This window comes from Paraburkholderia sp. RL17-381-BIF-C, from assembly GCF_046026435.1.
Lineage (GTDB): Bacteria > Pseudomonadota > Gammaproteobacteria > Burkholderiales > Burkholderiaceae > Paraburkholderia.
Window position 1 is genome coordinate 169936 of sequence record NZ_JARESX010000004.1, and the last position, 24420, is coordinate 194355.

21 protein-coding genes are annotated in these 24420 nt (G+C 62.3%); 20 read left to right on the forward strand and 1 reads right to left on the reverse strand.

Going from position 1 to position 24420, the window contains the following annotated elements:
* Positions 1 to 21 precede the first annotated feature (21 nt).
* From phaC to P0D70_RS05245, 16 genes are all read left to right on the forward strand, one after another.
* Complete coding sequence (gene phaC / locus P0D70_RS05170; protein ID WP_408183245.1) at positions 22 to 1851, forward strand: class I poly(R)-hydroxyalkanoic acid synthase; 1830 nt, start codon at positions 22 to 24, stop codon at positions 1849 to 1851.
* Positions 1852 to 2027: 176 nt separating this feature from the next.
* Positions 2028 to 3209, forward strand: a complete 1182-nt coding sequence (locus tag P0D70_RS05175) for an acetyl-CoA C-acetyltransferase (protein ID WP_091800549.1) — start codon at positions 2028 to 2030, stop codon at positions 3207 to 3209.
* A 183-nt stretch (positions 3210 to 3392) separates the two neighbouring features.
* Entirely contained in the window at positions 3393 to 4133 is a 741-nt protein-coding gene (locus P0D70_RS05180) for a 3-ketoacyl-ACP reductase (protein WP_091794475.1), read from the forward strand.
* Positions 4134 to 4266: 133 nt separating this feature from the next.
* On the forward strand, positions 4267 to 4896 hold the full coding sequence (gene phaR, locus P0D70_RS05185; protein WP_408183249.1) for a polyhydroxyalkanoate synthesis repressor PhaR: 630 nt from the start codon (positions 4267 to 4269) through the stop codon (positions 4894 to 4896).
* Positions 4897 to 5431: 535 nt separating this feature from the next.
* Positions 5432 to 6283 carry a class I SAM-dependent methyltransferase gene (locus P0D70_RS05190; RefSeq protein WP_408183251.1) on the forward strand — a complete coding sequence of 284 codons (852 nt, stop codon included), beginning with the start codon at positions 5432 to 5434 and terminating at the stop codon, positions 6281 to 6283.
* A complete protein-coding gene (locus P0D70_RS05195) occupies positions 6276 to 7211 on the forward strand; it encodes a glycosyltransferase family 2 protein (protein ID WP_408183253.1) in 936 nt (311 codons plus the stop codon). The genes P0D70_RS05190 and P0D70_RS05195 overlap by 8 nt, the downstream gene beginning before the upstream one ends.
* Positions 7212 to 7616, forward strand: a complete 405-nt coding sequence (locus tag P0D70_RS05200) for a GtrA family protein (protein ID WP_408183255.1) — start codon at positions 7212 to 7214, stop codon at positions 7614 to 7616.
* A 144-nt stretch (positions 7617 to 7760) separates the two neighbouring features.
* Positions 7761 to 9350: a hypothetical protein gene (locus P0D70_RS05205; RefSeq protein ID WP_408183258.1), complete on the forward strand. Its 1590-nt coding sequence runs from the start codon at positions 7761 to 7763 to the stop codon at positions 9348 to 9350.
* Between the two features lie 322 nt (positions 9351 to 9672).
* Positions 9673 to 10695, forward strand: a complete 1023-nt coding sequence (locus P0D70_RS05210; protein WP_408183260.1) for a tRNA dihydrouridine synthase — start codon at positions 9673 to 9675, stop codon at positions 10693 to 10695.
* 81 nt (positions 10696 to 10776) lie between these two features.
* Positions 10777 to 12162, forward strand: coding sequence for a 30S ribosomal protein S12 methylthiotransferase RimO (gene rimO / locus P0D70_RS05215; RefSeq protein WP_408183263.1), 1386 nt, complete (start codon positions 10777 to 10779; stop codon positions 12160 to 12162).
* Positions 12163 to 12165: 3 nt separating this feature from the next.
* Complete coding sequence (locus P0D70_RS05220) at positions 12166 to 13116, forward strand: sugar kinase (protein ID WP_408183266.1); 951 nt, start codon at positions 12166 to 12168, stop codon at positions 13114 to 13116.
* Positions 13117 to 13183: 67 nt separating this feature from the next.
* A complete protein-coding gene (gene bktB / locus P0D70_RS05225; protein WP_408183268.1) occupies positions 13184 to 14368 on the forward strand; it encodes a beta-ketothiolase BktB in 1185 nt (394 codons plus the stop codon).
* Between the two features lie 44 nt (positions 14369 to 14412).
* Positions 14413 to 15054, forward strand: coding sequence for a hypothetical protein (locus P0D70_RS05230; protein ID WP_408183271.1), 642 nt, complete (start codon positions 14413 to 14415; stop codon positions 15052 to 15054).
* 142 nt (positions 15055 to 15196) lie between these two features.
* Entirely contained in the window at positions 15197 to 16381 is a 1185-nt protein-coding gene (locus P0D70_RS05235; protein WP_408183273.1) for a cystathionine beta-lyase, read from the forward strand.
* A gap of 193 nt (positions 16382 to 16574) precedes the next feature.
* Entirely contained in the window at positions 16575 to 16850 is a 276-nt protein-coding gene (locus P0D70_RS05240) for a hypothetical protein (protein ID WP_408183275.1), read from the forward strand.
* A gap of 49 nt (positions 16851 to 16899) precedes the next feature.
* A complete protein-coding gene (locus tag P0D70_RS05245) occupies positions 16900 to 17031 on the forward strand; it encodes a hypothetical protein (protein ID WP_286161944.1) in 132 nt (43 codons plus the stop codon).
* Positions 17032 to 17094: 63 nt separating this feature from the next.
* Here the strand turns inward: P0D70_RS05245 and serB are convergent, their stop codons facing one another.
* The gene (gene serB, locus P0D70_RS05250) at positions 17095 to 17934 is read right to left on the reverse strand and encodes a phosphoserine phosphatase SerB (protein ID WP_091794455.1); all 840 of its coding nucleotides are present in this window, start codon (positions 17932 to 17934) and stop codon (positions 17095 to 17097) included.
* A gap of 294 nt (positions 17935 to 18228) precedes the next feature.
* On the opposite strand from serB, the gene P0D70_RS05255 reads away from it, so the two are divergent.
* The 4 genes from P0D70_RS05255 (at position 18229) to P0D70_RS05270 (ending at position 24268) form a co-directional block, all read left to right on the forward strand.
* A complete protein-coding gene (locus P0D70_RS05255; protein ID WP_408183278.1) occupies positions 18229 to 19467 on the forward strand; it encodes a cytochrome P450 in 1239 nt (412 codons plus the stop codon).
* A 211-nt stretch (positions 19468 to 19678) separates the two neighbouring features.
* On the forward strand, positions 19679 to 20704 hold the full coding sequence (ku, locus tag P0D70_RS05260; protein WP_408183281.1) for a non-homologous end joining protein Ku: 1026 nt from the start codon (positions 19679 to 19681) through the stop codon (positions 20702 to 20704).
* Between the two features lie 47 nt (positions 20705 to 20751).
* On the forward strand, positions 20752 to 23922 hold the full coding sequence (gene ligD / locus P0D70_RS05265; protein ID WP_408183283.1) for a DNA ligase D: 3171 nt from the start codon (positions 20752 to 20754) through the stop codon (positions 23920 to 23922).
* Between the two features lie 43 nt (positions 23923 to 23965).
* Entirely contained in the window at positions 23966 to 24268 is a 303-nt protein-coding gene (locus P0D70_RS05270; protein ID WP_408183285.1) for a hypothetical protein, read from the forward strand.
* Positions 24269 to 24420: the final 152 nt, after the last annotated feature.

The window sequence follows — 24420 nt, forward strand, 5'->3', positions numbered from 1 at the left end:
GGTGCAGCGCCGGCCCCTGGGATGCAGCAGCTGTTCGACGCCTGGATGGGCGCCTGGCGCTCGCTTGGCACGCCACCCGGCGGCAACGGCATGCCGTTCCCAATGCCTCAAATGCCGCTGCCCATGCCGTTCCAGATGCCGCAAGCGGGTCTGCCGCAAATGCCGTCGTTTCCCGGCATGCCGGACTTCAGCAAACTGGCGGCCGGAGCAATGCCGGCCATGCCGTCTTTCGCCGGTTTGAACATACCGAGCGCAGCCATTCCCTCCGAGCGACTGCAGAAGCTGCAGGCTGACTATTCGCGCGAGGCAATGGAGTTGATCCAGCAAGCCACCACGTCCGCAACCAAAGCGCCCGAACTCAAGGATCGCCGCTTCAGTTCCGACGCATGGAGTGCGGCGCCGGCCTACGCATTCACTGCCGCCTGGTATCTGTTGAACGCGCGCTATCTGCAGGAAATGGTCGACGCGCTCGACACGGAACCCAAGGTGCGTGAGCGTATCCGTTTCGCTGTCCAGCAGTGGACCGCGGCGGCGTCGCCGAGCAACTTCTTCGCCCTGAATCCGGAAGCGCAGAAGACCTTGCTGGACAGCAAGGGCGAGAGCTTGCGCCAGGGCGTGATGAACCTGCTCACCGACTTGCAGCGCGGCAAGATTTCGCAGACCGACGAATCGGGTTTCGTGGTCGGCGACAATCTCGCGAACACTGAAGGCTCGGTGGTGTTCGAAAACGACCTGATGCAGGTGATCCAGTACAAGCCGCGCACGGCGACCGTGCGCGAACGGCCGCTGCTCATCGTGCCGCCTTGCATCAACAAGTTCTACATTCTCGATCTGCAACCGGAGAATTCGCTGGTTGCCCACGGACTCGATTCGGGGCATCAGGTGTTCCTGATTTCGTGGCGCAACGCGGATCAATCCATCGCGCATAAGACGTGGGACGACTATATCGGCGAAGGCGTGCTCACCGCCATTCAGACGGTGAGCAAAATCAGCGGTCGCGAGCAGATCAATACGCTCGGCTTCTGTGTGGGCGGCACGATGCTCGCCACGGCGCTGGCGGTGGCCGCGGCGCGCGGCGAGCATCCGGCTGCGTCCATGACGCTGCTCACCGCCATGCTCGATTTCTCGGACACGGGCGTGCTCGACGTGTTCGTCGACGAGGCGCATGTGCAGATGCGCGAGCAGACCATCGGCGGCAAGAACGGTACGGCGCCAGGGCTGATGCGCGGCATCGAGTTCGCCAACACGTTCTCGTTCCTGCGGCCGAATGATCTGGTGTGGAACTACGTCGTCGACAATTACCTCAAAGGGCGCACGCCGGTTCCGTTCGATCTGCTCTACTGGAATAGCGACTCGACCAGCCTGCCGGGCCCGATGTACGTCTGGTATTTGCGCAATACGTACCTCGAAAATCGTCTGCGCGAGCCGGGTGCGTTGACCACCTGCGGCGAGCCGGTCGACCTGTCGAAGATCGACGTGCCCACCTTCATTTACGGGTCACGCGAGGACCATATCGTGCCGTGGCAAACGGCGTACGCGTCGGTGCCGCTGCTCAGCGGGCCGTTGAAGTTCGTGCTCGGCGCGTCGGGCCACATTGCCGGCGTGATCAATCCGCCCGCGAAGAAAAAGCGCAATTTCTGGATGCTGGAAGGCGACGTCAAAACGCTGCCGGAGAATGCCGAGGAATGGCTCGATCAGGCGACCGAAGTGCCTGGCAGCTGGTGGCCCGAATGGACCACATGGCTCGATCAGTACGGCGGCAAGAAGGTGAAGCCGCGGGCCTCTGCAGGCTCGGCGGAATTCCCGGTGATCGAGCCGGCGCCCGGACGCTATGTACGGCAACGGGAGTAGGTTCGAGCTTGCTTCACAGCGCGGTCCTTTGCGCTGTGAGCGAGCGTCCGGCTGAGCTGGCGCGCTGAGTTGGCGCGCTGAGTTGACGCGTGATCCTGGTGCATAAGCAGAAGCAACGAGATTTTTAACTTGACGGGCTGCGGCGCATTTGGCCGACTCGCCCGGAGGATATGGAAATGACTGATGTTGTGATCGTATCGGCCGCCCGTACGGCAGTTGGCAAATTTGGTGGGTCGCTGGCGAAGATCGCCGCGCCCGATCTCGGCGCCACGGTGATTCGCGCGGTACTCGAGCGAGCAGGGCTGAAGCCCGAGCAGGTGAGCGAAGTGATCCTGGGTCAGGTGCTGACGGCAGGCTCGGGCCAGAATCCGGCGCGTCAGTCGCTGATCAAGGCGGGCTTGCCGAACGCCGTGCCCGCCATGACGATCAACGTGGTGTGCGGCTCGGGCCTGAAGGCCGTGATGCTCGCGGCCAACGCGATCATCGCGGGCGACGCCGATATCGTGGTGGCCGGCGGTCAGGAAAACATGAGCGCAGCGCCGCACGTGCTGCCTGGCTCGCGCGACGGTTTCCGCATGGGTGACGCGAAGCTGGTCGACTCGATGATCGTCGACGGCCTGTGGGACGTCTACAACCAGTACCACATGGGTGTGACGGCGGAAAACGTCGCCAAGGAATACGGCATCACGCGCGAGCAGCAGGACGCGTTCGCGGCACTGTCGCAGAACAAGGCGGAAGCCGCGCAGAAAGCGGGCCGTTTCGACGACGAAATCGTGCCGGTCGAAATTCCGCAACGCAAGGGCGAGCCGCTGCGTTTCGCCACTGACGAGTTCGTGCGCCATGGCGTGACGGCTGAATCGCTCTCGAGCCTGAAGCCGGCTTTCTCGAAGGAAGGTTCGGTCACGGCGGCCAATGCGTCGGGTCTGAACGACGGCGCGGCGGCGGTGCTGGTGATGTCGGCGAAGAAGGCGGAGGCGCTCGGCCTCAAGCCGCTCGCGCGCATCAAGGCGTACGCCACCTCGGGTCTGGATCCGAAAGTGATGGGCATGGGCCCGGTGCCGGCTTCGCGCCGTTGTCTCGAACGCGCGGGCTGGACGCCGGCCGATCTGGACCTGATGGAAATCAACGAAGCGTTCGCCGCGCAGGCATGTGCAGTGAATCAGCAGATGGGCTGGGACACGTCGAAGATCAACGTGAACGGCGGCGCGATTGCGATCGGCCATCCGATCGGCGCGTCCGGCTGCCGGATTCTCGTCACGCTGCTGCACGAAATGCAGAAGCGCGATGCGAAGAAGGGTTTGGCGTCGCTGTGTATCGGCGGCGGCATGGGTGTGGCGCTGGCGCTTGAGCGCGCTTGAGTATCGCCGCGTGACCGACACCACAGGCGTCGGTCGCGTGGCAAACGGAGCGTTGCCGCGCGCGTCACGCGCGCGGTCAGCGGTGGCCTCGTCGGCCGGTCGCCCGGCGGCTGCGGAGATGAAGCACAGACGAGGGAAGAGGCGGCCGGTCGGTGCCTCGAAAACGATAACGGAGTGTAGTTTATGACACAGCGAATTGCGTACGTAACGGGCGGGATGGGTGGCATCGGCACGAGCATTTGCCAGCGGCTGCACAAAGAGGGCTTCAAGGTCGTCGCGGGCTGCGGCCCGAATTCGCCGCGCCGTGTGAAGTGGCTCGAAGAGCAGAAGGCGCTGGGCTTCGATTTCATCGCGTCCGAAGGCAACGTCGGCGATTGGGAGTCGACCAAGAATGCGTTCGACAAGGTCAAGGCCGAAGTCGGCGAGATCGACGTGCTGGTGAACAACGCGGGCATTACGCGCGACGTCGTGTTCCGCAAGATGACCCACGAAGACTGGACGGCGGTGATCGACACCAACCTGACCAGCCTCTTCAACGTCACCAAGCAGGTGATCGACGGCATGGTCGAGCGTGGCTTTGGCCGCATCATCAACATTTCGTCGGTGAACGGCCAGAAGGGCCAGTTCGGCCAGACCAACTACTCGACCGCGAAGGCCGGCATTCACGGCTTCACGATGTCGCTGGCGCAGGAAGTGGCTACCAAGGGCGTGACGGTCAACACCGTGTCGCCGGGCTACATCGGCACCGATATGGTCAAGTCGATCCGCCCCGACGTGCTGGAAAAGATCATCGCGACGATTCCGGTGCGCCGTCTGGGTCAGCCGCAGGAAATCGGCTCGATCGTGGCATGGCTGGCATCGGAAGAATCGGGTTTCTCCACGGGTGCTGATTTTTCGCTGAACGGCGGATTGCATATGGGCTGAGTCACGGGCGCGCCGCTCACGAGGTGGTGCGCTTCGGCTCAGATGGTTCGGCGGCGTCTCGATTGCGCAATGACCAGATTGCGCAACCGGTATGACGCCGTTTCCGCGCTCGACTTGCGCTCAAAGGCGTTACATGACCACTACTACAAAGAAAACAGCCGAACGACTGATCAAGAAATATCCGAATCGTCGGCTCTACGATACCGAGACAAGCACGTACATCACGCTGACGGACGTCAAGCAGCTCGTGTTGGATCAGGAGGATTTCAAGGTCATCGATGCGAAGAGCAACGAGGATCTGACGCGCGCCATCCTGTTGCAGATCATTCTCGAAGAGGAAAGCGGCGGCTTGCCGATGTTCTCGTCGTCGATGCTCTCGCAGATCATCCGTTTCTACGGTCATGCGATGCAGGGCATGATGGGCACGTATCTGGAAAAGAACATCCAGGCCTTCATCGACATTCAGGCGAAGCTCGCCGACCAGTCGAAGAATCTGTACGAAGGCAAGGCCATGAATCCCGAGGTCTGGTCGCAGTTCATGAACATGCAGGCGCCGATGATGCAGGGCATGATGACCAGCTACATCGAACAGTCGAAGAACATGTTCGTGCAGATGCAGGAGCAGATGCAGAATCAGGCGAAGTCGATGTTCGCTACGTTCCCGTTTACGCCAGGGGGTCCGGTCAACGTGGCGACTACCGGAAGTGCGCCGGCCAATCCGCAAGGCAGCCCGCAGGGGAATCCGGAGCCGGAGAAGAAGTAACGGCGCAGGAGGCCCGGTTGAGGTGGCTGTTTGCTCGCGAAGCGCAGACGGGCAAACGGTAGTGCATGCCAGCCGGCGTTGTATTGCAGCGGCCGGTTGTGCGCGAGACGACGTTCCTACCCGTGCGAACCGTTCGTCCATCCCAGGCGCGGCAGCTTTTCGCCGCGCAGTCTGTCATTGTAGCTATCGCCACCTCCGCTCGCGGCACCGATTCAGTCGACGCTCTGAAGACCGAAGGGGCGTGTCCTCGAACTTGGCGGCCCGCCGAGCAGTCAGATCGACTCAATTCAAAACCGAGCTTGACCGCGGGACGGCCCGCGCGTGCGAATGATGCAAGCGGGTCATGCACCCGTCGGCGAATCGATCATTGCGTTGTGCGATGCCTCGACTCGGCTCGCCCATGCCACGTTTTTTGAGCCATCCTTACAGCGTCCTTTACAATGCGCGTTTGGTCCAATTGTGACCACGCCGGCTCCGGCCACGTCGCCGGCGGCAACCCTGTTTTATCGACGTGCACTTTGGTGTTTTCTCTCATATGACCGATCTCGAACTGGAGATACCCGACTGTCCTTTATGCGGAAGCTCGCAGCGAAAGCGGATCTATGCCGAACAGGACGGCGGTCCGTATGGGGTTTGCAACTGTACGCAGTGCGGCATGGCTTACCTGGCGCCGCGTGCGTCCGAGCGGCAGATGCTCTCGCTTTATCAGAATGACGACTATTTCACCGGCGGCGACGGCGACGGGTACGAGAGTTACTCCGACCAGGAGGAGGCGCTACGCCGCACCTTCCGGCGCTTGTTGACTCATCTGGAAAAGCGGGGGAAAACGGGCGGCTCGCTACTCGAAATCGGCTGCGGCTTCGGCTATCTGCTCGACGAGGCACGGCCCTTTTTCAGCCATCGGGTCGGGACGGACTATTCCGCGAATGCGGTCCGGCATTCGCGACAATTCGCGGATCAGATCTGTCACGGAGGCGTCGAGGCGGTTCCGCAAGACGAACGGTTCGACTGTGTGATAGCCACGCATGTCATCGAGCACGTGTACCGCCCCAGGGATTTTGTCGAGGCGCTGGTGAAGAAACTCAAACCCGGTGGCACCCTGCTGATCGCGGCGCCGGATTTCGGCAGTTTCTGGAGAAAAATCATGGGAAACCGGTGGCCTTCGTTCAAGTTTCCCGAACATGTCCTTTACTTCGACGCGCGCACCCTGAGCCGCTTGATGAAAGAGTGCGGGCTGTCCAGTGTCGAGGACGTGCCGTATCCGCATGCCTTCCCATTGCCGCTGATCGCGTCTAAGTTCGGCGTCAAGCTCTCCGGCGCGCTGGGTCAATACAACATGTGGCTTCCGGCTACGACTGTAGCGTGCATTGGTGAAAATAATGCGTAAGGGCGACGACCAATCGCTGCTTTCGCTGGTGATCCCTCTTTACAGGGAAGCGAGCCACTTCGCCGAGTCCATCAAGGAAATCATCGCGATTCTCGACGGTATCTCTATGCGTTACGAGCTGGTGCTGATCGATGACGGTTCTCCCGACAACACGTGGGAAGTCATTCAGCAGCAATGCGCGCAATTTCCGCAAATCAAGGCGGCGCGTCTGAGCCGAAATTTCGGCAAGGAAGCGGCGCTGGCGGCCGGTCTCGAACATGTCAGCGGCGATGCGGTCGTCGTCATGGATGGCGACCTGCAGCATCCTCCTCAACTCATTCCGCAAATGGTCGAGCAGTGGCGCGAGGGTGCCGAAGTGGTGGAGGCGGTGAAGCGCTCGCGCGCCACGGAGAGTGCTTCCGCGCGCTTGAGTAGCAGGATGTTCTACGTCATGTTCTCCAGGCTCACCGGCTTCGATCTGCACGGCGCGTCCGACTATAAGCTGATGGATCGGCGCGTCGTCGACGCCTGGAGAGGAATGGGCGAGCGCAATCTGTTTTTCCGCGGCATGAATGCGTGGCTGGGTTTCCGTCGCGTGCAGATCCAGTACGACGTAGACGAGCGAGCCGGGGGTGAAAGCGGCTGGTCGAAGCTGCAACTGATCCGCCTGGCGATGACGGCCTTCGCATCGTTTTCTTCCGCGCCGCTTTACCTGCTGATCGGCGCCGGCTTCGCCTTCGCGATTCTGGCGGTCATACTCGGCGCGCAGACGCTATTTCATAAGCTGACCGGCAATGCGGTCGACGGATTTACGACAGTGATTTTATTGCTGCTGATCCTCGGCTGCGTCTCGATGCTCGGTATGGGCTTGATCGGCATTTATGTCGCGCGCATTTACGAGGAGGTCAAACAGAGACCGCGCTACGTGATTGCCGAATGGAAGGCGTGAATGATTACCCGGCAGTTCGTTCGATACATCGTGGCGGGTGGCTTAGGGACACTCGCCCACCTTGCTATTCTCGCCGCCTGCGTCGAACTGCTCGGCTGGCGGCCGGTTGCGGGGGCCGTCGCCGGCTTTTGCGCGGCGCTCCTGATCTCGTACGGCCTGAATTATGGCTGGGCGTTTCAGTCGAGACGCTCCCGCGTAGCGGGATTCTGGCGCTACGTCGTCGTATCGCTCGGAGGGCTGTGCCTGAATACGGGCATGGTGTTCGCTCTGGTCAACTATGCTCACTGCAATTACTTCAGCGCGCAGCTTTATGTGATCGCGATTGTTCCCGTGTGCAATTTTCTGATCAACCGTTATTGGACTTTTGATGCGGCCCGCCAGACGGGTGACGAACCCTCGGCCTGACCACAGCGTCTTTGCATCTCCGTTCGCGAGATGGTGCCTTTACCGGGTGACATGCACACAAAAAACAAAGGAACTTCGTTGAAGATCGATCCAAAAATCGCCCATGCTCCCGTGGAATTCGGGTCGACACATCAAGGGTCAAAGGTGAGTGCATCCAGGCAGGCGATCGGGCGTCTGCTGGTCTTGCTGCTGATATCGGCAGTAGCCGCGTTTTATCTGCATGCCAATATTCATGCGGTCATGCAGCGCGACGGCGCGCATTTCGTCTTTATGGCGAACAATATTGCACACGGTGAGCCGCCTTATTGGGCCTCGTTTGAAACCAAGAATCCGCTGGTGGAAATTTTCTGGAGTCCGTTTATCCGGCTCTTTGCCAGTGCGTTCGGCATCGTCGAGTCGACACGAATTGCCGAAGCATTCTGGATGGCGGTGACCGCGTTTCTGATTTTCCTGGTCGTGGCGTGGCCCTCGCGCGACACGCGGCTGCCACGCCGAAACCCGTTGCCGAACGCAATCGCTGCCTTACCTGCGCTCGCCTTCTCGATGCTTTACCTCGTCCTCGCGCTGGATGTGCGAGTCACCGACGACGGTTTGAATATCGCGCTCTATCAGTCTCTTCCGGAGCTCGCACTGCTCGCCTTGCTGTTGCGCGTCCCTACGAAACAGTGGTTTGCGCATGGTTTTCTGATCGGCGTTTTTGTCTTTCTCGCGTGGTTTGTCAAGCAGACGTCGCTTGTACCTGTCGCGCTCGTCGTCGTTTCGTGGCTGGCGATCATGCGTAGTCGCCTTGGATTTTCGTGGGTGATAGGCGGCTGCGCGGGTGCGTTGATCTGTCTGGGTGGTTTCGCGCTGCATCTGATGTTGACGCAGACGTTTCACAACTATCTGCTGGGCACGGTGCTATTTCGTGCGGGTCTTTCCCCGGTGTTGCTCAGCCAGTTCGTCGAGAACCTCAAAGAGTCCTATCTGGTGCCGTTGTGGTCGCTGAATCTGGCAGGGTTTCTGTCCGCGCATCGTGTATGGACGGCCATCGCGATGGTGATCCTGACGCCACTGGCGTCCGTGCGTGTCTATAACAAGCGAGCGGAAGGTTGGAGCACGCGCAGGGTCGCATTGGTACTCGCGGTCTTCTGGATGATCGGCGCGTGGCTCCAGGCGGTTCTCGCCCTGACTTTTTTCCCGCACTATTTTCTGGCGTCGCTCGCACCCGTTGCCGTCGTCGCGGGCTTGCTGGTGTCGATGTCGGGTAAGCGGACAATTGTTGCATCGTCGGGCGTCGCGTTCCTGATCGTCGCGGGGCTGATCCACAATTACGTCGGGATGAGAGCGGTCAACGACTTGAAGAGCGCCACGGCGCCGATCAACCGCTCCACGGCCGAGGTCATGCGCTTCATCAAACCAGCAGACAAGGTCTTCAACTGGAGCGCGTTGCCTCATGTGCTGGTCGCGCAGGGCGCGCCGAGCGCTTATTCGATGAATATGTGCTGGCCGTATATCCTCGCGTCGTTGCCTGAAGCGACCAGGACGCAAATGCTCGAGCAGACTTTACAGGTGCCGCCTGATGTCGTCGTGTCGATGGATGAACAATCACCACCCGATCAGGGTTTGCGCAACTATCCGATGACCGAGGCACGGCTCAAGGAATTGACCGGCCGCAATTACGTGCTCGTCCATACGACGGCGGCGATCCCCGGTCGATACGGCAGTCCGGTCAGCGTGTTTCGGCTTCAGTAGATTCGGGTAGAAGAGTGCGGTCGGCCGGCGTCGCGAGTATCGACGCGGGCTTTTACAGTGTCTCCGGCCGCTCCGCATGCCTTCCGGCCGGTCGGCGGTTCTGCCGACGGGCGGGTAAAATGGCTGGCCGGTTTTGAATCGCCCGGGCGTCATCCCGGCACTCGCCCGACTGCACCGCGCGAATCCGCATCCCCGCCAGAATCACAAACAGCCGCTTGGCGCTGCCCTCCGTGGCCGTGCCTGTTCCAATGGTCCATTTCATGTTTGATGACAGCCTCGCCGTTTATCGCGATACCCACCACCTCCCGGCGCCCGTTTCCGCATGAGCCGGCTCTTTCTCGCCCCCATGGAAGGGCTCGCTGACTACGTGTTGCGCGACGTGCTGACCGGCATGGGCGGATTCGACGGGTGCGTGTCCGAGTTCGTCCGGGTGACGGGCTCTCTGCTTCCCAGCCGGGTCTACGAAAGGGAAGCCCCCGAAGTGCTCGACGGCGCTTACACCCGCGCCGGCACGCCGATGGTGATCCAGTTGCTCGGCAGCGATCCCGAATGGATGGCGCTGAATGCCGCGCATGCGGCCACCTTGTCACCGCACGGCATCGACCTGAACTTCGGCTGTCCCGCCAAGGTGGTCAATCAGCACGGCGGCGGTGCCATGCTGCTGGCCGACCCTGAACAACTGAACCGGATCGTGTCGTCGGTTCGGGCCGCTGTGCCTGCCGGCATCGCCGTGACGGCCAAAATGCGCCTTGGCGTCTCCGACACGTCGCTGGCGATCGATTGCGCGGTCGCGCTCGCGGAAGGCGGCGCCGCCTCGCTCGTCGTGCACGCGAGGACGCGCGATCATGGCTACCGGCCGCCGGCTCACTGGGAGTGGATCGCGCGTATCGATTCGGCCGTGGACGTGCCGGTTATCGCGAACGGAGAAGTCTGGACGGTGGCCGACTGGGAGCGCTGCCGCGCTGTCAGCGGTTGTGCGGACGTGATGCTCGGGCGGGGCGCCGTATCGGACCCGTTCCTCGCGCTCAGGATACGCGGCCTGATGGACCGGTCCCCATCCGAAGGAGAATGGCATCAGGTGCTTCGTCATATGGCCGGTTATCTGAGGAAATTACAGGCCCGCGTCGCCTCCCGTCACGAGCACGGACGCGTCAAAAAATGGCTCAGCTACCTGCAGCGCACCTGGCCGCAGGCGGCCGAACTGCATGCGGCGATCCGCCGGGTGCAGGATTCGCACGAAATTCTGGCGATGATCGAGCGCGCTTTGGGATTCGATAAATTAATCGCGCCACATCAGTCCGAGTCTGCCGGCCGGCTCGATCCGGCGCACGCCGCGGCCGCTTGAAGGCGGAAATTCAAAGACTTACGAGCGGCAGCCGTGGCGAACCGCTACAATTCAGGGTTTAACGTCTTCAAGCGGTTCCCCATGTCTGCCACCCCCCCGATTGCCCCGAATGCCACGCCGAAGGTTGGCTTTGTCTCGCTCGGCTGCCCGAAAGCCCTGGTTGATTCCGAGCAGATCATCACCCAACTGCGCGCCGAAGGTTACGAGATTTCCGGCACGTACGACGGCGCGGACCTCGTGGTCGTCAACACCTGCGGCTTCATCGACGAAGCGGTGCAGGAAAGCCTCGACGCGATCGGCGAAGCGCTCAACGAAAATGGCAAGGTGATCGTGACCGGCTGCCTCGGTGCCAAGAAGAGCGCGAGCGGCTCGGGGCTGATCGAAGAAGTGCATCCCAAGGTGCTGGCCGTGACCGGTCCGCACGCGCTCGGCGAAGTCATGCAGCACGTGCACACCCATCTGCCGAAGCCGCACGATCCGTTCGTCGATCTGGTGCCGGCCGCCGGCGTGAAGCTCACGCCGCGCCACTACGCGTACCTGAAGATTTCCGAAGGCTGCAATCACCGCTGCACGTTCTGCATCATCCCGTCCATGCGCGGCGACCTGGTGTCGCGTCCCGTCGCCGACGTGATGCTCGAAGCGGAAAATCTGTTCAAGTCGGGCGTGAAGGAACTGCTGGTGATTTCGCAGGACACGAGCGCGTATGGCGTCGACGTCAAATACCGCACCGGTTTCTGGAACGGCAAGCCGATCAAGACGCGCATGACCGACCTGGTGGGCGCGCTCGGCGAACTCGCCGCGCAATACGGCGCATGGGTGCGTCTGCATTACGTGTATCCGTATCCGAGCGTGGACGAAGTGATCCCCATGATGGCCGAAGGCCCGTACAAGGGCCACGTGCTGCCGTATCTCGACGTGCCGTTCCAGCACGCGCATCCGGAAGTCCTGAAGCGCATGAAGCGCCCGGCCAACGCCGAGAAGGTGATGGAGCGCGTGAAGAAGTGGCGCGAGATGTGTCCGGATCTGACCATCCGCAGCACGTTCATCGCCGGCTTTCCGGGTGAGACCGAAGAGCAGTTCCAGACGTTGCTCGATTTCATCCGCGAAGCGGAACTCGACCGCGTCGGCTGCTTTGCGTACTCGCCGGTCGAAGGCGCGACGGCCAACGAACTCGACGGCGCATTGCCCGACGAAGTGCGCGAAGAGCGCCGCGCGCGTTTCATGGAAGTCGCGGAAGAAGTGTCGGCCAAACGTATCGCGAAGAAGGTCGGCAAGACGCTGAAGGTGCTGGTCGACGAGATCAACGCGGACGGCGGCATTGGCCGCACCGCGGCGGATGCGCCGGAGATCGACGGCGTCGTGTATATCGCGCCGGCTGCCAAGGCGTCCAAGCGCTACAAGGTCGGCGACTTCGTGTCGGTGAAGATCACCGGCGCCGACGGTCACGACCTGTGGGGCGAGGTTTAAGCAATGGCGGCAAGCATGCCTGCAACGCCGGAAGTTCAGCGCCCCGACATCCTCGCGCTCGGCGAGGCGATGATCGAATTCAACCAGTCGGCCAAAGACGAGCCGAACTACCTGCAAGGCTTCGGCGGCGATACGTCGAATTTTTGTATCGCAGCCGCCCGGCAAGGCGCGCGGACGGGTTTCGTCTCCGCGGTCGGTGCGGATCATTTCGGGCGTTTGCTGGTCGATCTGTGGGAACGTGAACAGGTTGATACCTCGCTGGTGCGGGTCGATCCGCACGCGCCTACCGGCGTGTATTTCGTGTCCCACGGTCCGAATGGCCACGCGTTCGACTATCTGCGCGCCGGTTCGGCCGCGAGCCGTTATGCGCCGCACGATCTGCCGCTAGAGGCGATTGCCGCGGCCAAGGTGATTCATCTGTCCGGCATCAGCCTCGCGATCAGCCTGAGCGCTTGCGATGCGGCGCTCGAAGCGATCGCGCATGCGCGCGCCAATGGCGTGCGCGTGAGCTTCGACACCAATCTTCGCCTGAAGCTGTGGCCGCTCGCGCGGGCGCGCGCGGTGATGCTCGAAGCCATTCGCCAGACCGACATCTGTCTGCCGAGCTGGGACGATGTTACGGAACTCACGGGTCTGACCGGCCGTGACGAGATCGTCGATTTCCTGCTGTCGCACGGTCCGCGCGTGGTCGCGCTCAAGCTCGGCAAGGAAGGCTCATATATCGCCACGCCGAACGAACGGCGTGTGGTGCCGGGCCACGTCGTCAACGCGGTCGATGCAACCGGCGCGGGCGACTGCTTCGGCGGCGCGTTCATCGCGCGGATCGTCGCGGGTGACGATCCGTTTGCGGCGGCACGTTATGCGAACGTCGCGGCGGCGCTGTCCACGCAAGGTTACGGCGCGGTGGCGCCGATTCCTTCGCGCGCAACAGTCGAACAACTTCTGGCGGGCTGAACACGGGCGTTGCGACGCGGGCCCGCCGAGGCAAAATCATCCTGAGAGACTAAAGAAGGAGCGAGCGATGCAACGAGACGTAGTGGTGGTTAGCGGTGTGCGCACGGCAATTGGCGCTTTCGGCGGCAGTCTGAAGGATTTTTCGCCAACCGATCTCGGCGCACGCGTCGTGCGTGATGCGCTGGCCCGCGCCAGCGTGTCGGGCGACGAAGTCGGCCATGTGGTGTTCGGCAACGTCGTGCATACCGAAGCGAAAGACATGTATCTGGCGCGCGTGGCGGCGATCAACGGCGGTGTCGCGCAACACGCGCCGGCCCTGACCGTGAACCGCCTGTGCGGCTCCGGCCTGCAGGCCATTGTCTCCGCCGCGCAAAGCGTGCTCCTCGGCGACGCCGACATCGCGATCGGCGGCGGCGCGGAAAACATGAGCCGCGCGCCTTATTCCATGCCTGCCGCGCGCTTCGGTCAGCGCATGGGCGACGCGCGCCTCGTCGACATGATGGTCGGTGCGCTGAACGATCCGTTCCAGGTGATCCACATGGGCGTGACCGCCGAGAACGTCGCGCGCAAGTACGACATCTCGCGTGAAACGCAGGACGCACTCGCGCTCGAATCGCATCGCCGCGCGGCCAACGCGATCACGAAAGGCTACTTCAAGGAACAGATACTGCCGATCACGATCCCGTCGAAAAAAGGCGATGTCGTGTTCGACACGGACGAGCACGCGCGCATGAACGCATCGGCCGAAGATTTCTCCAAGCTGAAGCCCGTGTTCGTGAAGGAGAACGGCACGGTGACGGCCGGCAACGCGTCGGGCATCAACGACGCCGCCGCGGCCGTGGTGCTGATGGAGCGCGGCGTCGCTGAACAGCGGGGCATCAAGCCGCTGGCGCGCCTCGTGTCGTATGCGCATGCAGGCGTCGATCCGGCGTACATGGGCATCGGCCCGGTGCCGGCCACGCGCCGCGCGCTGGAGCGGGCCGGCCTGACGGTCGCCGACCTCGACGTGATCGAGGCGAACGAAGCGTTCGCCGCGCAGGCCTGCGCGGTCAGCAAGGAGCTGGGCTTCGATCCCGCCAAGGTCAATCCGAACGGCTCGGGCATTTCGCTCGGCCACCCGATCGGCGCGACTGGTGCGCTCATCACCGTCAAGGCGCTGTATGAATTGCAGCGGATCGGCGGCCGCTATGCGCTGGTCACGATGTGCATTGGCGGCGGGCAGGGTATTGCGGCGATCTTCGAACGGATCTGAAGCGCTGCGCATAGCGGCAGTATCGAGCAATAAGGAACGAACGGATGCGGGAACTGAAAGCGATGAAGGGTGCGATGCGTCGGCGCCGTTGGGCAATAGCGACCGTTGCCGCGTTTCTGTGTGCGGGCGCGACGGTGGTGATGCCCGCCCAGGCATGGGCGGAAAGCGACGCGGTGAAGGAGTTGGCGGCACCCGCGCCGATCCAGTTGCCGCTCAAGCCCAGTGCTGAATTCGCGAAGTTCCCGCGCTACGCCGGCATGCTGGGCTCGCGCCAGATCGTGCTGAAGCTCGGCCCGAAATCCGACGATCCTGCCGGCGTGCACGGCGAGTATCAGTACACGGACAACGGCGAAGTGATCCTGATCGCCGGCGACCGCGACGGCGACACGCTCGAAGTCGAGGAATCGAACGACGGCACCCATATCACCGGCAACTGGGTCGGCAAGTTCGCGGCAGACGGCTCGGTGGCGGGCGACCGCATGAACGTCGACGATTCCGACCCGCAGCCATTCGATCTCAAGCCGTTGGCGGCAGGGCAGGCGGTGCCGCCGCCCGGCGCGCCGGCGAGCGCGGCGAACAAGGCCGCGACCCAGCCTTCCGCAGGCGCATCCACGGCTCCGGCTCCGGCAACTGCCGTTGGCGGCCACGCCGTCGGCGGCGTCAGCAACTTGCAAACCGGCGAGTGAACCCGGCCATACGGGCTTCCTCGGCCCGCCGACTCGCGCTGTCCGATGAGCGAAATCCAACCGGCTCGGCTAATCTTGCGTGTGCGGCGCGCCCCGAATTCGCGTGCCCTCCGTTTCCGTCAGATTCTCTCCGAAACACACCATGACCCAATCCAAACTCCAACGCGATCTGCAAACCCGTATCGTGCGTGCCGAAGACCAGCTCACGCCGGGCTTCGAATCATTCTCGATGCCGGTCACGCGGGCTTCGACGGTCGTGTTCCCCGATCTCGCGACCATGCGTGCGCTCGACTGGAAAAACGACGCGCAATGGCGCTACGGCCTGCATGCCACGCCGACTTCGCTTGCGCTGGCGCAGCGCCTCGCGACCATCGAGGGCGGCAATCACGCGTTGTTGCAGCCGTCGGGCTTGTCGTCGATTTCGAATGTGTATTTCGGCCTCGTCAAGTCAGGCGACGACGTGCTGATTCCCGATAACGTCTATTCGCCGAACCGCGATCACGGCGATTGGCTGGCGCGCGATTTTGGCGTCACCGTGCGCTATTACGATCCGATGATCGGCGCGGGCATTGCCGATCTGATCCGGCCGACTACGCGCCTCATCTGGCTCGAAGCGCCCGGCTCGGTGACGATGGAAGTCGCCGACGTGCCCGCTATCACGGCCGTGGCACGCGCGCGCAACGTCGTCACCGCCATCGACAATACGTGGTCTGCGGGGCTCGGTTTCCGGCCGTTCGATCATGGCGTCGATATTTCGGTGCAGGCGTTGACCAAATATCAGTCGGGCGGTGGCGATGTGTTGATGGGCGCGACCATTACCGTCGATCGCGAATTGCACCTGAAGCTGAAGGCGGCGCGTATGCGCATGGGCATCGGGGTCTCGTCGGACGACTGTTCGCTGATTCTGCGCAGTCTGCCGACCATGCTGTTGCGCTTCGAGCAGCATGACCGCGCGGCGCTCGGATTGGCCAAATGGTTGAAGACGCGGCCGGAAATTGCCGCCGTGTTGCACCCGGCGCTGCCGGACTGTCCGGGGCACGAGTTTTTCAAGCGCGACTTCACGGGCGCGGGCGGGCTCTTTTCAGTTGTGTTCGACGGCCGCTACAGCCCGGCTCAAATCGACACGTTCTGCGAATCGCTCGAACTGTTCTCGCTCGGCTGGAGCTGGGGCGGCGCGCACAGCCTTGCAATGCCGTATGACGTCGCGTCGATGCGCACCGCGGGGCAATGGCCGCATCGCGGCACCTTGGTGCGGTTTTATATCGGTCTCGAAACCGAAGCGGATCTGCGTGCGGATATCGAGCAGTCGCTGGCCGCGCTGGGTTGAACGTTCCAGGCGACGTTTTTTCGTAGGATCAGTGAGCCCGTCGGGACATGTTTCCGGCGGGCTTTTTTGTTGTCACTTTTTGTTGTCACGATAGCCAGTAGGCCTAACCATTCGGCTGAATGTTCAGCATGATATCCCGACGCTACGATGGCGTGCATTCCAACTCAAGGTTGCCGCACCATGGTGAGCTTCGATGAATCTTTTCTTCTGGATGTTGCTGAATCTCGGCGTGCCGATCATCGGCCCGATCTTTACGCTAACCCTTGTCGCGCCCGCGCACGGTTGGCGCGTGGCAAAGGCGCTGATTGCCGGCTCGGTGAAAGACGGCCAACTGTTCTGGTGTGCGATGCCGCGGCGAAACAGCTTATTTGCTGATGGAAGCTTTTCGCCCACTGAGATCGTCCTCTCCGTTTTCTTCACGGTGATTGCCGTAGCTTTATTAGCATCCCTACATGTGCAGCCGATCTAGATTTTTTAGATAGTGCAGCATTTATACTGGTCCTCTCAAGGAGGCAATCATGAAGAAATTCTCGTTGTGGCTGGTGTCCGAGAAAATTTACCCGCGCTTTTTGATGTGGATCACGATCATCGCAAGCCTCGATGCGATTAGCCTTATGTTGACGCTCTCAACGGGCATTGTGAAAAAGTAGAGCCATGGCTGGCGCTGGCCGCCATTGCATCGGTCAGCGCATCAAACAGCCTTAGAACAGGTATCAGAACAGCCGCAGCAACCCGTCCAACCCCACATGGTTGAACGCTACGCTTGCCGCTTCGCGCACCACTGGCTTCGCACGGAACGCAACGGAGAGACCGGCTTCAGCCATCATCTTCAGATCGTTCGAGCCATCGCCCATGGCAATCGAGCGGCCTGGTTCAACGCCCAATTGCGCGCATGTTTCGCGCAGCGTGCGGGCTTTGACATCGGCGTTGACGATCTCGCCGATCACCTTGCCGGTCAGTTTGCCGTCCACGATTTCAAGCGTGTTCGCGCGCGTGAAATCGAGACCGAGACGCGCCCTCAGTTTTTCGGTGAAGAACGTGAATCCGCCCGACACCAGCAGCGTTTTCAAACCAGCCGCCTTCGCGCCCGCCAGCATCTGCTCTGCGCCCGGCGAAAGTTTCAGCCGCTCTTCGTACACCCGTTCGAGCGCGCTTGCGTCGAGGCCTTTGAGCAGCGCCACGCGGCGCGTCAGGCTTTCGTTGAAGTCCTTGATTTCGCCGCGCATTGCGGCCTCGGTGATCGCGGACACTTCGCTTTTCAATCCGCAGAAGTCCGCGATTTCGTCAATGCATTCAATGGTGATCAGCGTCGAATCCATGTCCATCGCCACCAGCCCGAAGTCGCGCAGTTGGCGGCCGGCTTCGACAAACGCGTAGTCCAGTTGATGGGTGCCGCAATAGACGTCGAGGTCGCCACGTTGAGCGACGCTTGCGTCGGCAATACGAATCGCGTTTGCGTCGATGACGCTGGCGTGCGAACCGCGCGCGAGCGCGACGAGCGTTTTTTGATGGTCGGCGGAAAGGGGCGCTGGGCTTTGAATGACGAGGTTCATGGACGACGACGCAATGACGCAGGAAAGGACGGGCGCGCGGCGCGCGCGGAAAATCCCGTTATTGTAACGGTTCGCCGGTCGGCATCGCCTCTCGCGCTCCGCTGGAACTGCCGGAGGCGCCACCGTGCATTGCGCCGTGCAATCCTCCGGCGCGCGGTTCATACTGGCGCATCGAACGACGCCTCGCAGCCATTACACGCGCCGGCCGTCCCATTCGCGCCTTCGCGAGGCGCAATGGCCGGCCCGCGAATGCACCGGCACCCTTGACGAGGCGCACTACCACGGAGACAACGCATGCCCCAGGCGACCGCCGGCGACGCATCCACTCTTGCGCGCGACTTCGATCTGCGCCACCTGAATCCCGCTTTCTATGCCGATCCCTATCCGGTTTATCACGCATTGCGCACCCACGAACCCGTCAAGCGCATGCCGGACGGCTCGCTGTTTCTAACGCGGTTTCGCGACGTGCAGGCGGTTTACCGGGATCCTAAAACTTTCAGCTCCGACAAGACCGTCGAATTCAAGCCGAAATACGGCGATTCGCCGCTCTTCGCGCATCACACCACGAGCCTTGTCTTCAACGATCCGCCACGCCATACTCGCGTGCGCAAGCTGATCGCCGGTGCGCTGACTGCGCGCGCCATCGCGGCCATGGAGCCGGGGCTGGTGCGCCTCGTCGACGGCTTGCTCGATGCCGCCGCCAAACGCGGCCGGATCGATCTGATCGCCGAGTTCGCGTCGGCGATTCCGGTCGAGATCATCGGCAATCTGCTGGACGTGCCGCACGCGGAGCGCGAGCCGTTGCGTGACTGGTCGCTCGCGATACTCGGCGCGCTCGAGCCGTCGCTCACCGAGGCGCAACTCGAGCGGGGCAATCGCGCGGTGAGCGAATTCGTCGACTATCTGCGCGATCTGGTCGCGCGACGCCGCCGCGAGCCGGGCGATCCGCAACATGACGTACTGACGCGCCTGATCCAGGGCGAAGAGGGCGGCGAGCAGCTGTCCGAAGCGGAGTTGCTGCAAAACTGCATTTTCATTCTGAACGCGGGACATGAGACGACCACGAATCTGATCGGCAACGGACTCGTCACGCTGACGCAATGGCCGCAAGAGCGTGCGGCGTTGCTGCGCGAGCCGTCGCTGATCGGAACGGCGGTGGAGGAATGTCTGCGCTTCGAGAGTTCGAATCAGCTGGGCAACCGCATGGCGACCGTCGACACCGAGATCGGCGGCATCGCGGTGGCGCGCGGCACGCCGGTTACGCTGTGCATCGGCGCGGCCAATCGCGATCCGGAACAGTTCGCAGATCCGGATCGCTTCGACATCCGCCGTGATCCGAACCGGCACCTGGCGTTCGGCTTCGGCATTCATCAGTGCGCCGGGTTGTCGCTCGCGCGGCTCGAGGCGCGCATTGCGATTGGCCGGTTCGTGCAGCGTTTTCCGGCGTATCGACTGAGCGGCGAGCCGACGCGCGGCGGCCGAGTGCGATTTCGAGGCTTTGCCGAGGTGCCGATCGAGCTTGAGGCGGTTTGAGCTGGCTTGAATCGCGTTGAGCTGGCAGAAGCCTTGACCCGGCAAAAGCCTTAAACCGCAAAGCCCGGAACGGCGTAGCTTTTGCCGGATTGACGCAAGACTTACAGCCTGAGTGTGAGAGCGCCCAGCCGTCGGCGCCTGCTGGCTTTGGCCGGAATGCCGTGGCACGCTTGCTGCTTCGCTTCAGGTCCTAGGCCCAAGGGAGCGCACGATGGCACACATGATCTGGAAAGGCGCAATCAGCTTCGGCCTCGTTCACGTGCCGGTGCAGTTGTATCCGGCAACGCAATCGGAGAAGGTCGGCTTCAATCTGCTCGACAAGCGCACCATCGATCCGATCGGCTACAAGCAGATCAACAAGCGCACCGGCAAGGATGTGACGCGCGATAACATCGTGCGCGGCTTCGAGTACGAGAAAGACAAGTACGTCGTGCTGTCGGACGACGAGATTCGCTCAGCGAACCCCGAGTCGACGCAAACGGTCGATATCCTCGCGTTCGTCGATGCTCCGGACATTTCGTTCCTCTATCTCGACACGCCGTATTTCCTCACCCCCGACCGTAAGGGCGAAAAAGTCTATGCGCTGTTGCGCGAAGCCATGAAGGCGTCGGGCAAGATCGGCGTGGCGAGCGTCGTGCTGCATAACAAGCAGCATCTTGCTGCGTTGATACCGGTCGGTCCGGTACTCGCGTTGAACACTTTGCGCTGGGCTGCCGAAGTGCGCGACTTCGACGAATTCAAGCTGCCGCCCGAGGGCATGAAAGCCGCGGGAGTGTCAACGCGCGAACTCGACATGGCGAAGAAGCTGATCGACGATATGAGCGACAAATGGGATCCGTCGCAGTATCACGACACCTTCCGCGACGACATCATGGCGCTCGTCGATCGCAAGATTCGCGCAGGCAAGACCGAGGAAATCACCGAGGTCGAAGCGCCGCACGAGTCGCGTCAGTCTGCCGATATCCTCGATCTGTCGGATCTGCTCAAACGCAGCCTGGGACGTGGCAAAAGCAAGCAGCCGGCGTCGGCCAGTCGCAAGCGCGCTGCGGACGACGATGAAGACGACGCCGATAGCGAAGCCGAAATGTCGGCGCCGGCCCGCAAGAAACCGCGCGCCTCGCGCTCCGCGAGTGCCGCCCCGAGTACGACGACACGCAGTCGCAGCAGCGCAGGCAGCCGTGCGAGCGCCAAGACTGCTTCGACGCCGGCCACGCGCAAGCGTCGCGCGGCGGCTTGATTGTCAGCCTCGCGTCCACGCCGCCTGCGAGCAACGCCACCATCGTCATGAACGACAGACTCGATACCTACACCCGCAAACGTCGCTTCGACGAAACGCCGGAGCCGTCGGGCATGCGCGTGGCCCGCAAACAAGGCAGCCGGAAGGCGACCAGACAGTCATCCGCCGATGCGCTCTCGTACGTGATTCAGGAGCACGACGCACGTCGTTTGCACTACGACTTCCGGCTCGAGTTGAACGGCACGCTCCTGTCGTGGGCGGTGCCGAAAGGGCCGAGCCTCGACCCGTCAGTGAAGCGGCTCGCGGTGCATGTCGAAGACCATCCGGTTGAGTACGGGTCGTTTGAAGGAGAAATTCCGCCGGGCAATTACGGCGCGGGCAGCGTGATCGTATGGGATCGCGGCACGTGGGAGCCGGTTGGCGGGACGGCCGAGGCGACGCGCGCGTACGCGGCCGGCAAACTCAAATTCCTGCTGCACGGTGAAAAGCTGCGCGGCGGCTGGACGCTGGTGCGCAGCCATATGCGCGGCAGCGGCGACAAGGAGCAATGGCTTCTGATCAAGGAACGCGATGACGAAGCGCGCGCTGAAAGCGATTACGACATTTTGAAGAAGCGCCCGGGCAGCGTGCTCGGCGAAAGCGCCACCGCAGGCACAGGTGCAAGAACGTCGAGAACAGTGACAGCGAAGCGCACAACAGGAAAGGCGGCAGGCAAACCCGCTGCGGCCGCGAAATCCACCGCGAAACCGGACGCGGCATCCACCGCGAAACGAGGCGGCAAGAATGGCGCGAAGGATGCTTCATCGGAACTTGCCGACCCCAAGCGACCCGACATCGTAGCGACGCGCAGCGCGCGATCGCTGCGCGAACTCGCCGCCTCGCCGTCGATCGAGGGTGCGGTGCCGGCCCGCCTGCCGGCGAGCTTCAAACCCCAACTTGCAACGCTCGTCGACGCGGCGCCCGCCGGCGATGATTGGTCGTATGAGATCAAGTTCGACGGCTATCGTGTGCTGGTCAGAATCGATAGGATGACCAAGGGAAATGCGGTCAAGATGGTCACTCGCGCGGGCAACGACTGGACCGCGAAGTTCGGCAAACAGGTCGAGGCGTTCAAGCAACTCGACATCGACAGCGCGTGGCTCGATGGCGAAGCCGTCGTGCTGGACCCCAACGGCGTGCCGAATTTTCAGGCGCTGCAGAATGCCTTCGATTCGAATCGTCCACAAGACATAGTCATCTATCTATTCGACATACCGTTTCTGAACGGTTACGACTTGCGCGGCGTGCCGCTCGAACAGCGTCGTGCAATTTTGCGCGCCTTGCTGGAGGAGGTCGACGACAGCGTGCTGCGCTTCTCGAATGATTTCGACTTCAGCGCCGACGACCTGCTCAGGAGCGCGTGCGACATGGCGTTGGAAGGCATCATCGGCAAGCGGCGCGATAGTGGCTACATGTCGGGGCGTTCATCGGCGTGGATCAAACTGAAGTGCCGCCGACGTCAGGAGTTCGTGATCGGCGGCTATTCGGAACCGTCCGGCAGCCGCGCGGCGTTCGGTGCGCTGCTGCTCGGCATCTACGACGGCAACGGCAAATTGCAGTACGCGGGGCGCGTAGGCACCGGTTTCGACGCGGCGCTGCTGCGCTCGGTGAAGAAAGAGTTGGATGCGCACGAGACCCAGCGCATGCCGTTTGCCGCAGCGCCGCGCGAGCGCAGCCGTACACCGGTGCACTGGGTGGAACCGGTGCTGGTCGCCGAATGCAATTTCGCGGAGTGGACGAGCGATGGCATCGTGCGTCAGGCTTCGTTCGTGAGTCTGCGCAACGACAAGCCGGCGCGTCAGATCGTCAAGGAATCACCTCGCAGGGGAGCCGACGTGGAACAGCAAACCGAATCTGGTTCTGACGGCGTGCCGAAGAAGCGCGCGGCGCGCAAGACTGCCGCGGGCACTTCGGTGGCGTCCGAAGCGAGTGGTGCGAACGAGGGGAGAACGACGGCCACCAAGGCCGTAGGTGCTAAGGCAGTGGGTATGAATGCCACGAGTACGAAAGGCAAGGGTACGAAAGCCGCGGGTACGAAAACCGTGGGTACGAAAGCCGTGGGTACGAAAGCCGCGAGCACGAAAGCCGCGAGCACGAAAGCCGCGAGCACGAAAACCGCGGGTACGAAAACCGCGAGCACGAAAGCCGCGAGCACCAAAGCCACAGGCACCGAAGCCACGAGCAGCAAAGCCACGAGCACCAAAGCCCCGAGCACCAAAGCCGCCGCCGCCAAAGACACGGCCACCAGGACAAACGCAGCAGCAAAACCAAACACCCCTTCGATCCCCTCCGAAGTCGGCGGCGTCCGCATCTCGCATCCCGAGCGTGTTATCGACAAAAGCACCGGCACGCGCAAGATCGATCTCGTGCAGTACTACGAATCTGTGGCCAACTGGATGCTGCCGCATTTGCAGGACCGTCCGGTGTCGCTGGTGCGCGCGCCCGAGGACATCGGCGGTGAACTGTTCTTCCAGAAGCACAGCCAGAAGCTGTCGATTCCGAATGTCACCCAGCACCCGGGCCTCGATCCGGGGCACCCACCGCTGATTACCGTCGACACGCTCAAGGCGCTGATCGGCGCCGCGCAGATGGGCACCGTCGAATTTCACACCTGGAATGCCGTCGCCTCGAATATCGAAAAACCGGACCGCATGGTGTTCGACCTCGACCCCGACGCCTCGCTGGGTTGGGAGCGCATGATCGAAGCCGCGCAATTGACGCGTTCGCTGCTCGAAGAACTCGGCCTCACGTCTTTCTGCAAGACAAGCGGCGGTAAGGGCTTGCACGTGGTCGTGCCGCTCGCGAAGCAGGCCGGTTGGGACGAAGTGAAGGATTTTTCGCAAGCCGTCGCGCAGCACATGGCGGCGACGCTGCCCAAGTACTTCAGCGCGAAGATGGGCGCGCAGAATCGCAAGCAGAAGATCTTCGTCGACTACCTGCGCAACAACCGCGGCTCAAGTACGGTCGCCGCATTTTCGGCGCGTGCGCGTCCGGGGCTGGGCGTATCGGTGCCGCTGACGTGGGACGAAGTCGCCACTTCCACAGGCGGCGATCAGTGGACCATCGAGAATCTGCACGAGCGCCTGGCCAATCTGAAAAGCGACCCGTGGGCGGACTACTCGAAAACTCGCCAGCGCATTACCGCAGCCATGAAGAAGCGACTGGACGGCGCGCAGTAAGGGCGCTTCAGCAAACCTCATTCAACGCAAAAAGGAGCACATCATGAAGACCTCACCGCAATCCTCGGACGGCGACAAGCAGGCCGATCCGCATGCTAGAAAGCAACCTCGCTCGATGCAGGAAGCTGCCGCGCCGCTGCCGCATGAAACCGACCAGGATCCGGAATCCCAGCAAGAGGACGGCCCGCGCCGTGTCGGTAAGCAGGCGCATCGCGACCTCGAACGCGGGCTGAAAGATACGGACCGGCGCGGCGGCGACGAGTATCAGGAAAAGACGCAGAACGACGCGCACGCCGACGTCAATTCCGATGGCAAAGATGCCGGCGGCGGGCGCGGCAAGCATTGACGGGACTACGGCGCAACGGGACCACGGCGCAACGGAACTACGGCGCAACGGAACTACGGCGCAACGGAACTACGTCGCAACGGGACCACGGCACAACGGGACAACGGCAAAACGGCAAAACGGCAAAACGTCGCCGTGCCACATGCTATCGT

Bases quoted from the DNA above. Each gene is read 5' to 3' on its own strand.
- serB (WP_091794455.1), bottom strand. From the start codon at position 17,934: ATGAACCTCGTCATTCAAAGCCCAGCGCCCCTTTCCGCCGACCATCAA.
- P0D70_RS05245 (WP_286161944.1), top strand. From the start codon at position 16,900: ATGAAGAAATTCTCGTTGTGGCTGGTGTCCGAGAAAATTTACCCGCGC.
- P0D70_RS05240 (WP_408183275.1), top strand. From the start codon at position 16,575: ATGAATCTTTTCTTCTGGATGTTGCTGAATCTCGGCGTGCCGATCATC.
- P0D70_RS05195 (WP_408183253.1), top strand. From the start codon at position 6,276: ATGCGTAAGGGCGACGACCAATCGCTGCTTTCGCTGGTGATCCCTCTT.
- P0D70_RS05200 (WP_408183255.1), top strand. From the start codon at position 7,212: ATGATTACCCGGCAGTTCGTTCGATACATCGTGGCGGGTGGCTTAGGG.
- phaR (WP_408183249.1), top strand. From the start codon at position 4,267: ATGACCACTACTACAAAGAAAACAGCCGAACGACTGATCAAGAAATAT.
- P0D70_RS05270 (WP_408183285.1), top strand. From the start codon at position 23,966: ATGAAGACCTCACCGCAATCCTCGGACGGCGACAAGCAGGCCGATCCG.
- rimO (WP_408183263.1), top strand. From the start codon at position 10,777: ATGTCTGCCACCCCCCCGATTGCCCCGAATGCCACGCCGAAGGTTGGC.
- P0D70_RS05210 (WP_408183260.1), top strand. From the start codon at position 9,673: ATGAGCCGGCTCTTTCTCGCCCCCATGGAAGGGCTCGCTGACTACGTG.
- ku (WP_408183281.1), top strand. From the start codon at position 19,679: ATGGCACACATGATCTGGAAAGGCGCAATCAGCTTCGGCCTCGTTCAC.
- phaC (WP_408183245.1), top strand. From the start codon at position 22: ATGCAGCAGCTGTTCGACGCCTGGATGGGCGCCTGGCGCTCGCTTGGC.
- P0D70_RS05175 (WP_091800549.1), top strand. From the start codon at position 2,028: ATGACTGATGTTGTGATCGTATCGGCCGCCCGTACGGCAGTTGGCAAA.
- P0D70_RS05220 (WP_408183266.1), top strand. From the start codon at position 12,166: ATGGCGGCAAGCATGCCTGCAACGCCGGAAGTTCAGCGCCCCGACATC.
- ligD (WP_408183283.1), top strand. From the start codon at position 20,752: ATGAACGACAGACTCGATACCTACACCCGCAAACGTCGCTTCGACGAA.
- P0D70_RS05235 (WP_408183273.1), top strand. From the start codon at position 15,197: ATGACCCAATCCAAACTCCAACGCGATCTGCAAACCCGTATCGTGCGT.
- P0D70_RS05230 (WP_408183271.1), top strand. From the start codon at position 14,413: ATGCGGGAACTGAAAGCGATGAAGGGTGCGATGCGTCGGCGCCGTTGG.
- P0D70_RS05255 (WP_408183278.1), top strand. From the start codon at position 18,229: ATGCCCCAGGCGACCGCCGGCGACGCATCCACTCTTGCGCGCGACTTC.
- P0D70_RS05190 (WP_408183251.1), top strand. From the start codon at position 5,432: ATGACCGATCTCGAACTGGAGATACCCGACTGTCCTTTATGCGGAAGC.
- P0D70_RS05180 (WP_091794475.1), top strand. From the start codon at position 3,393: ATGACACAGCGAATTGCGTACGTAACGGGCGGGATGGGTGGCATCGGC.
- bktB (WP_408183268.1), top strand. From the start codon at position 13,184: ATGCAACGAGACGTAGTGGTGGTTAGCGGTGTGCGCACGGCAATTGGC.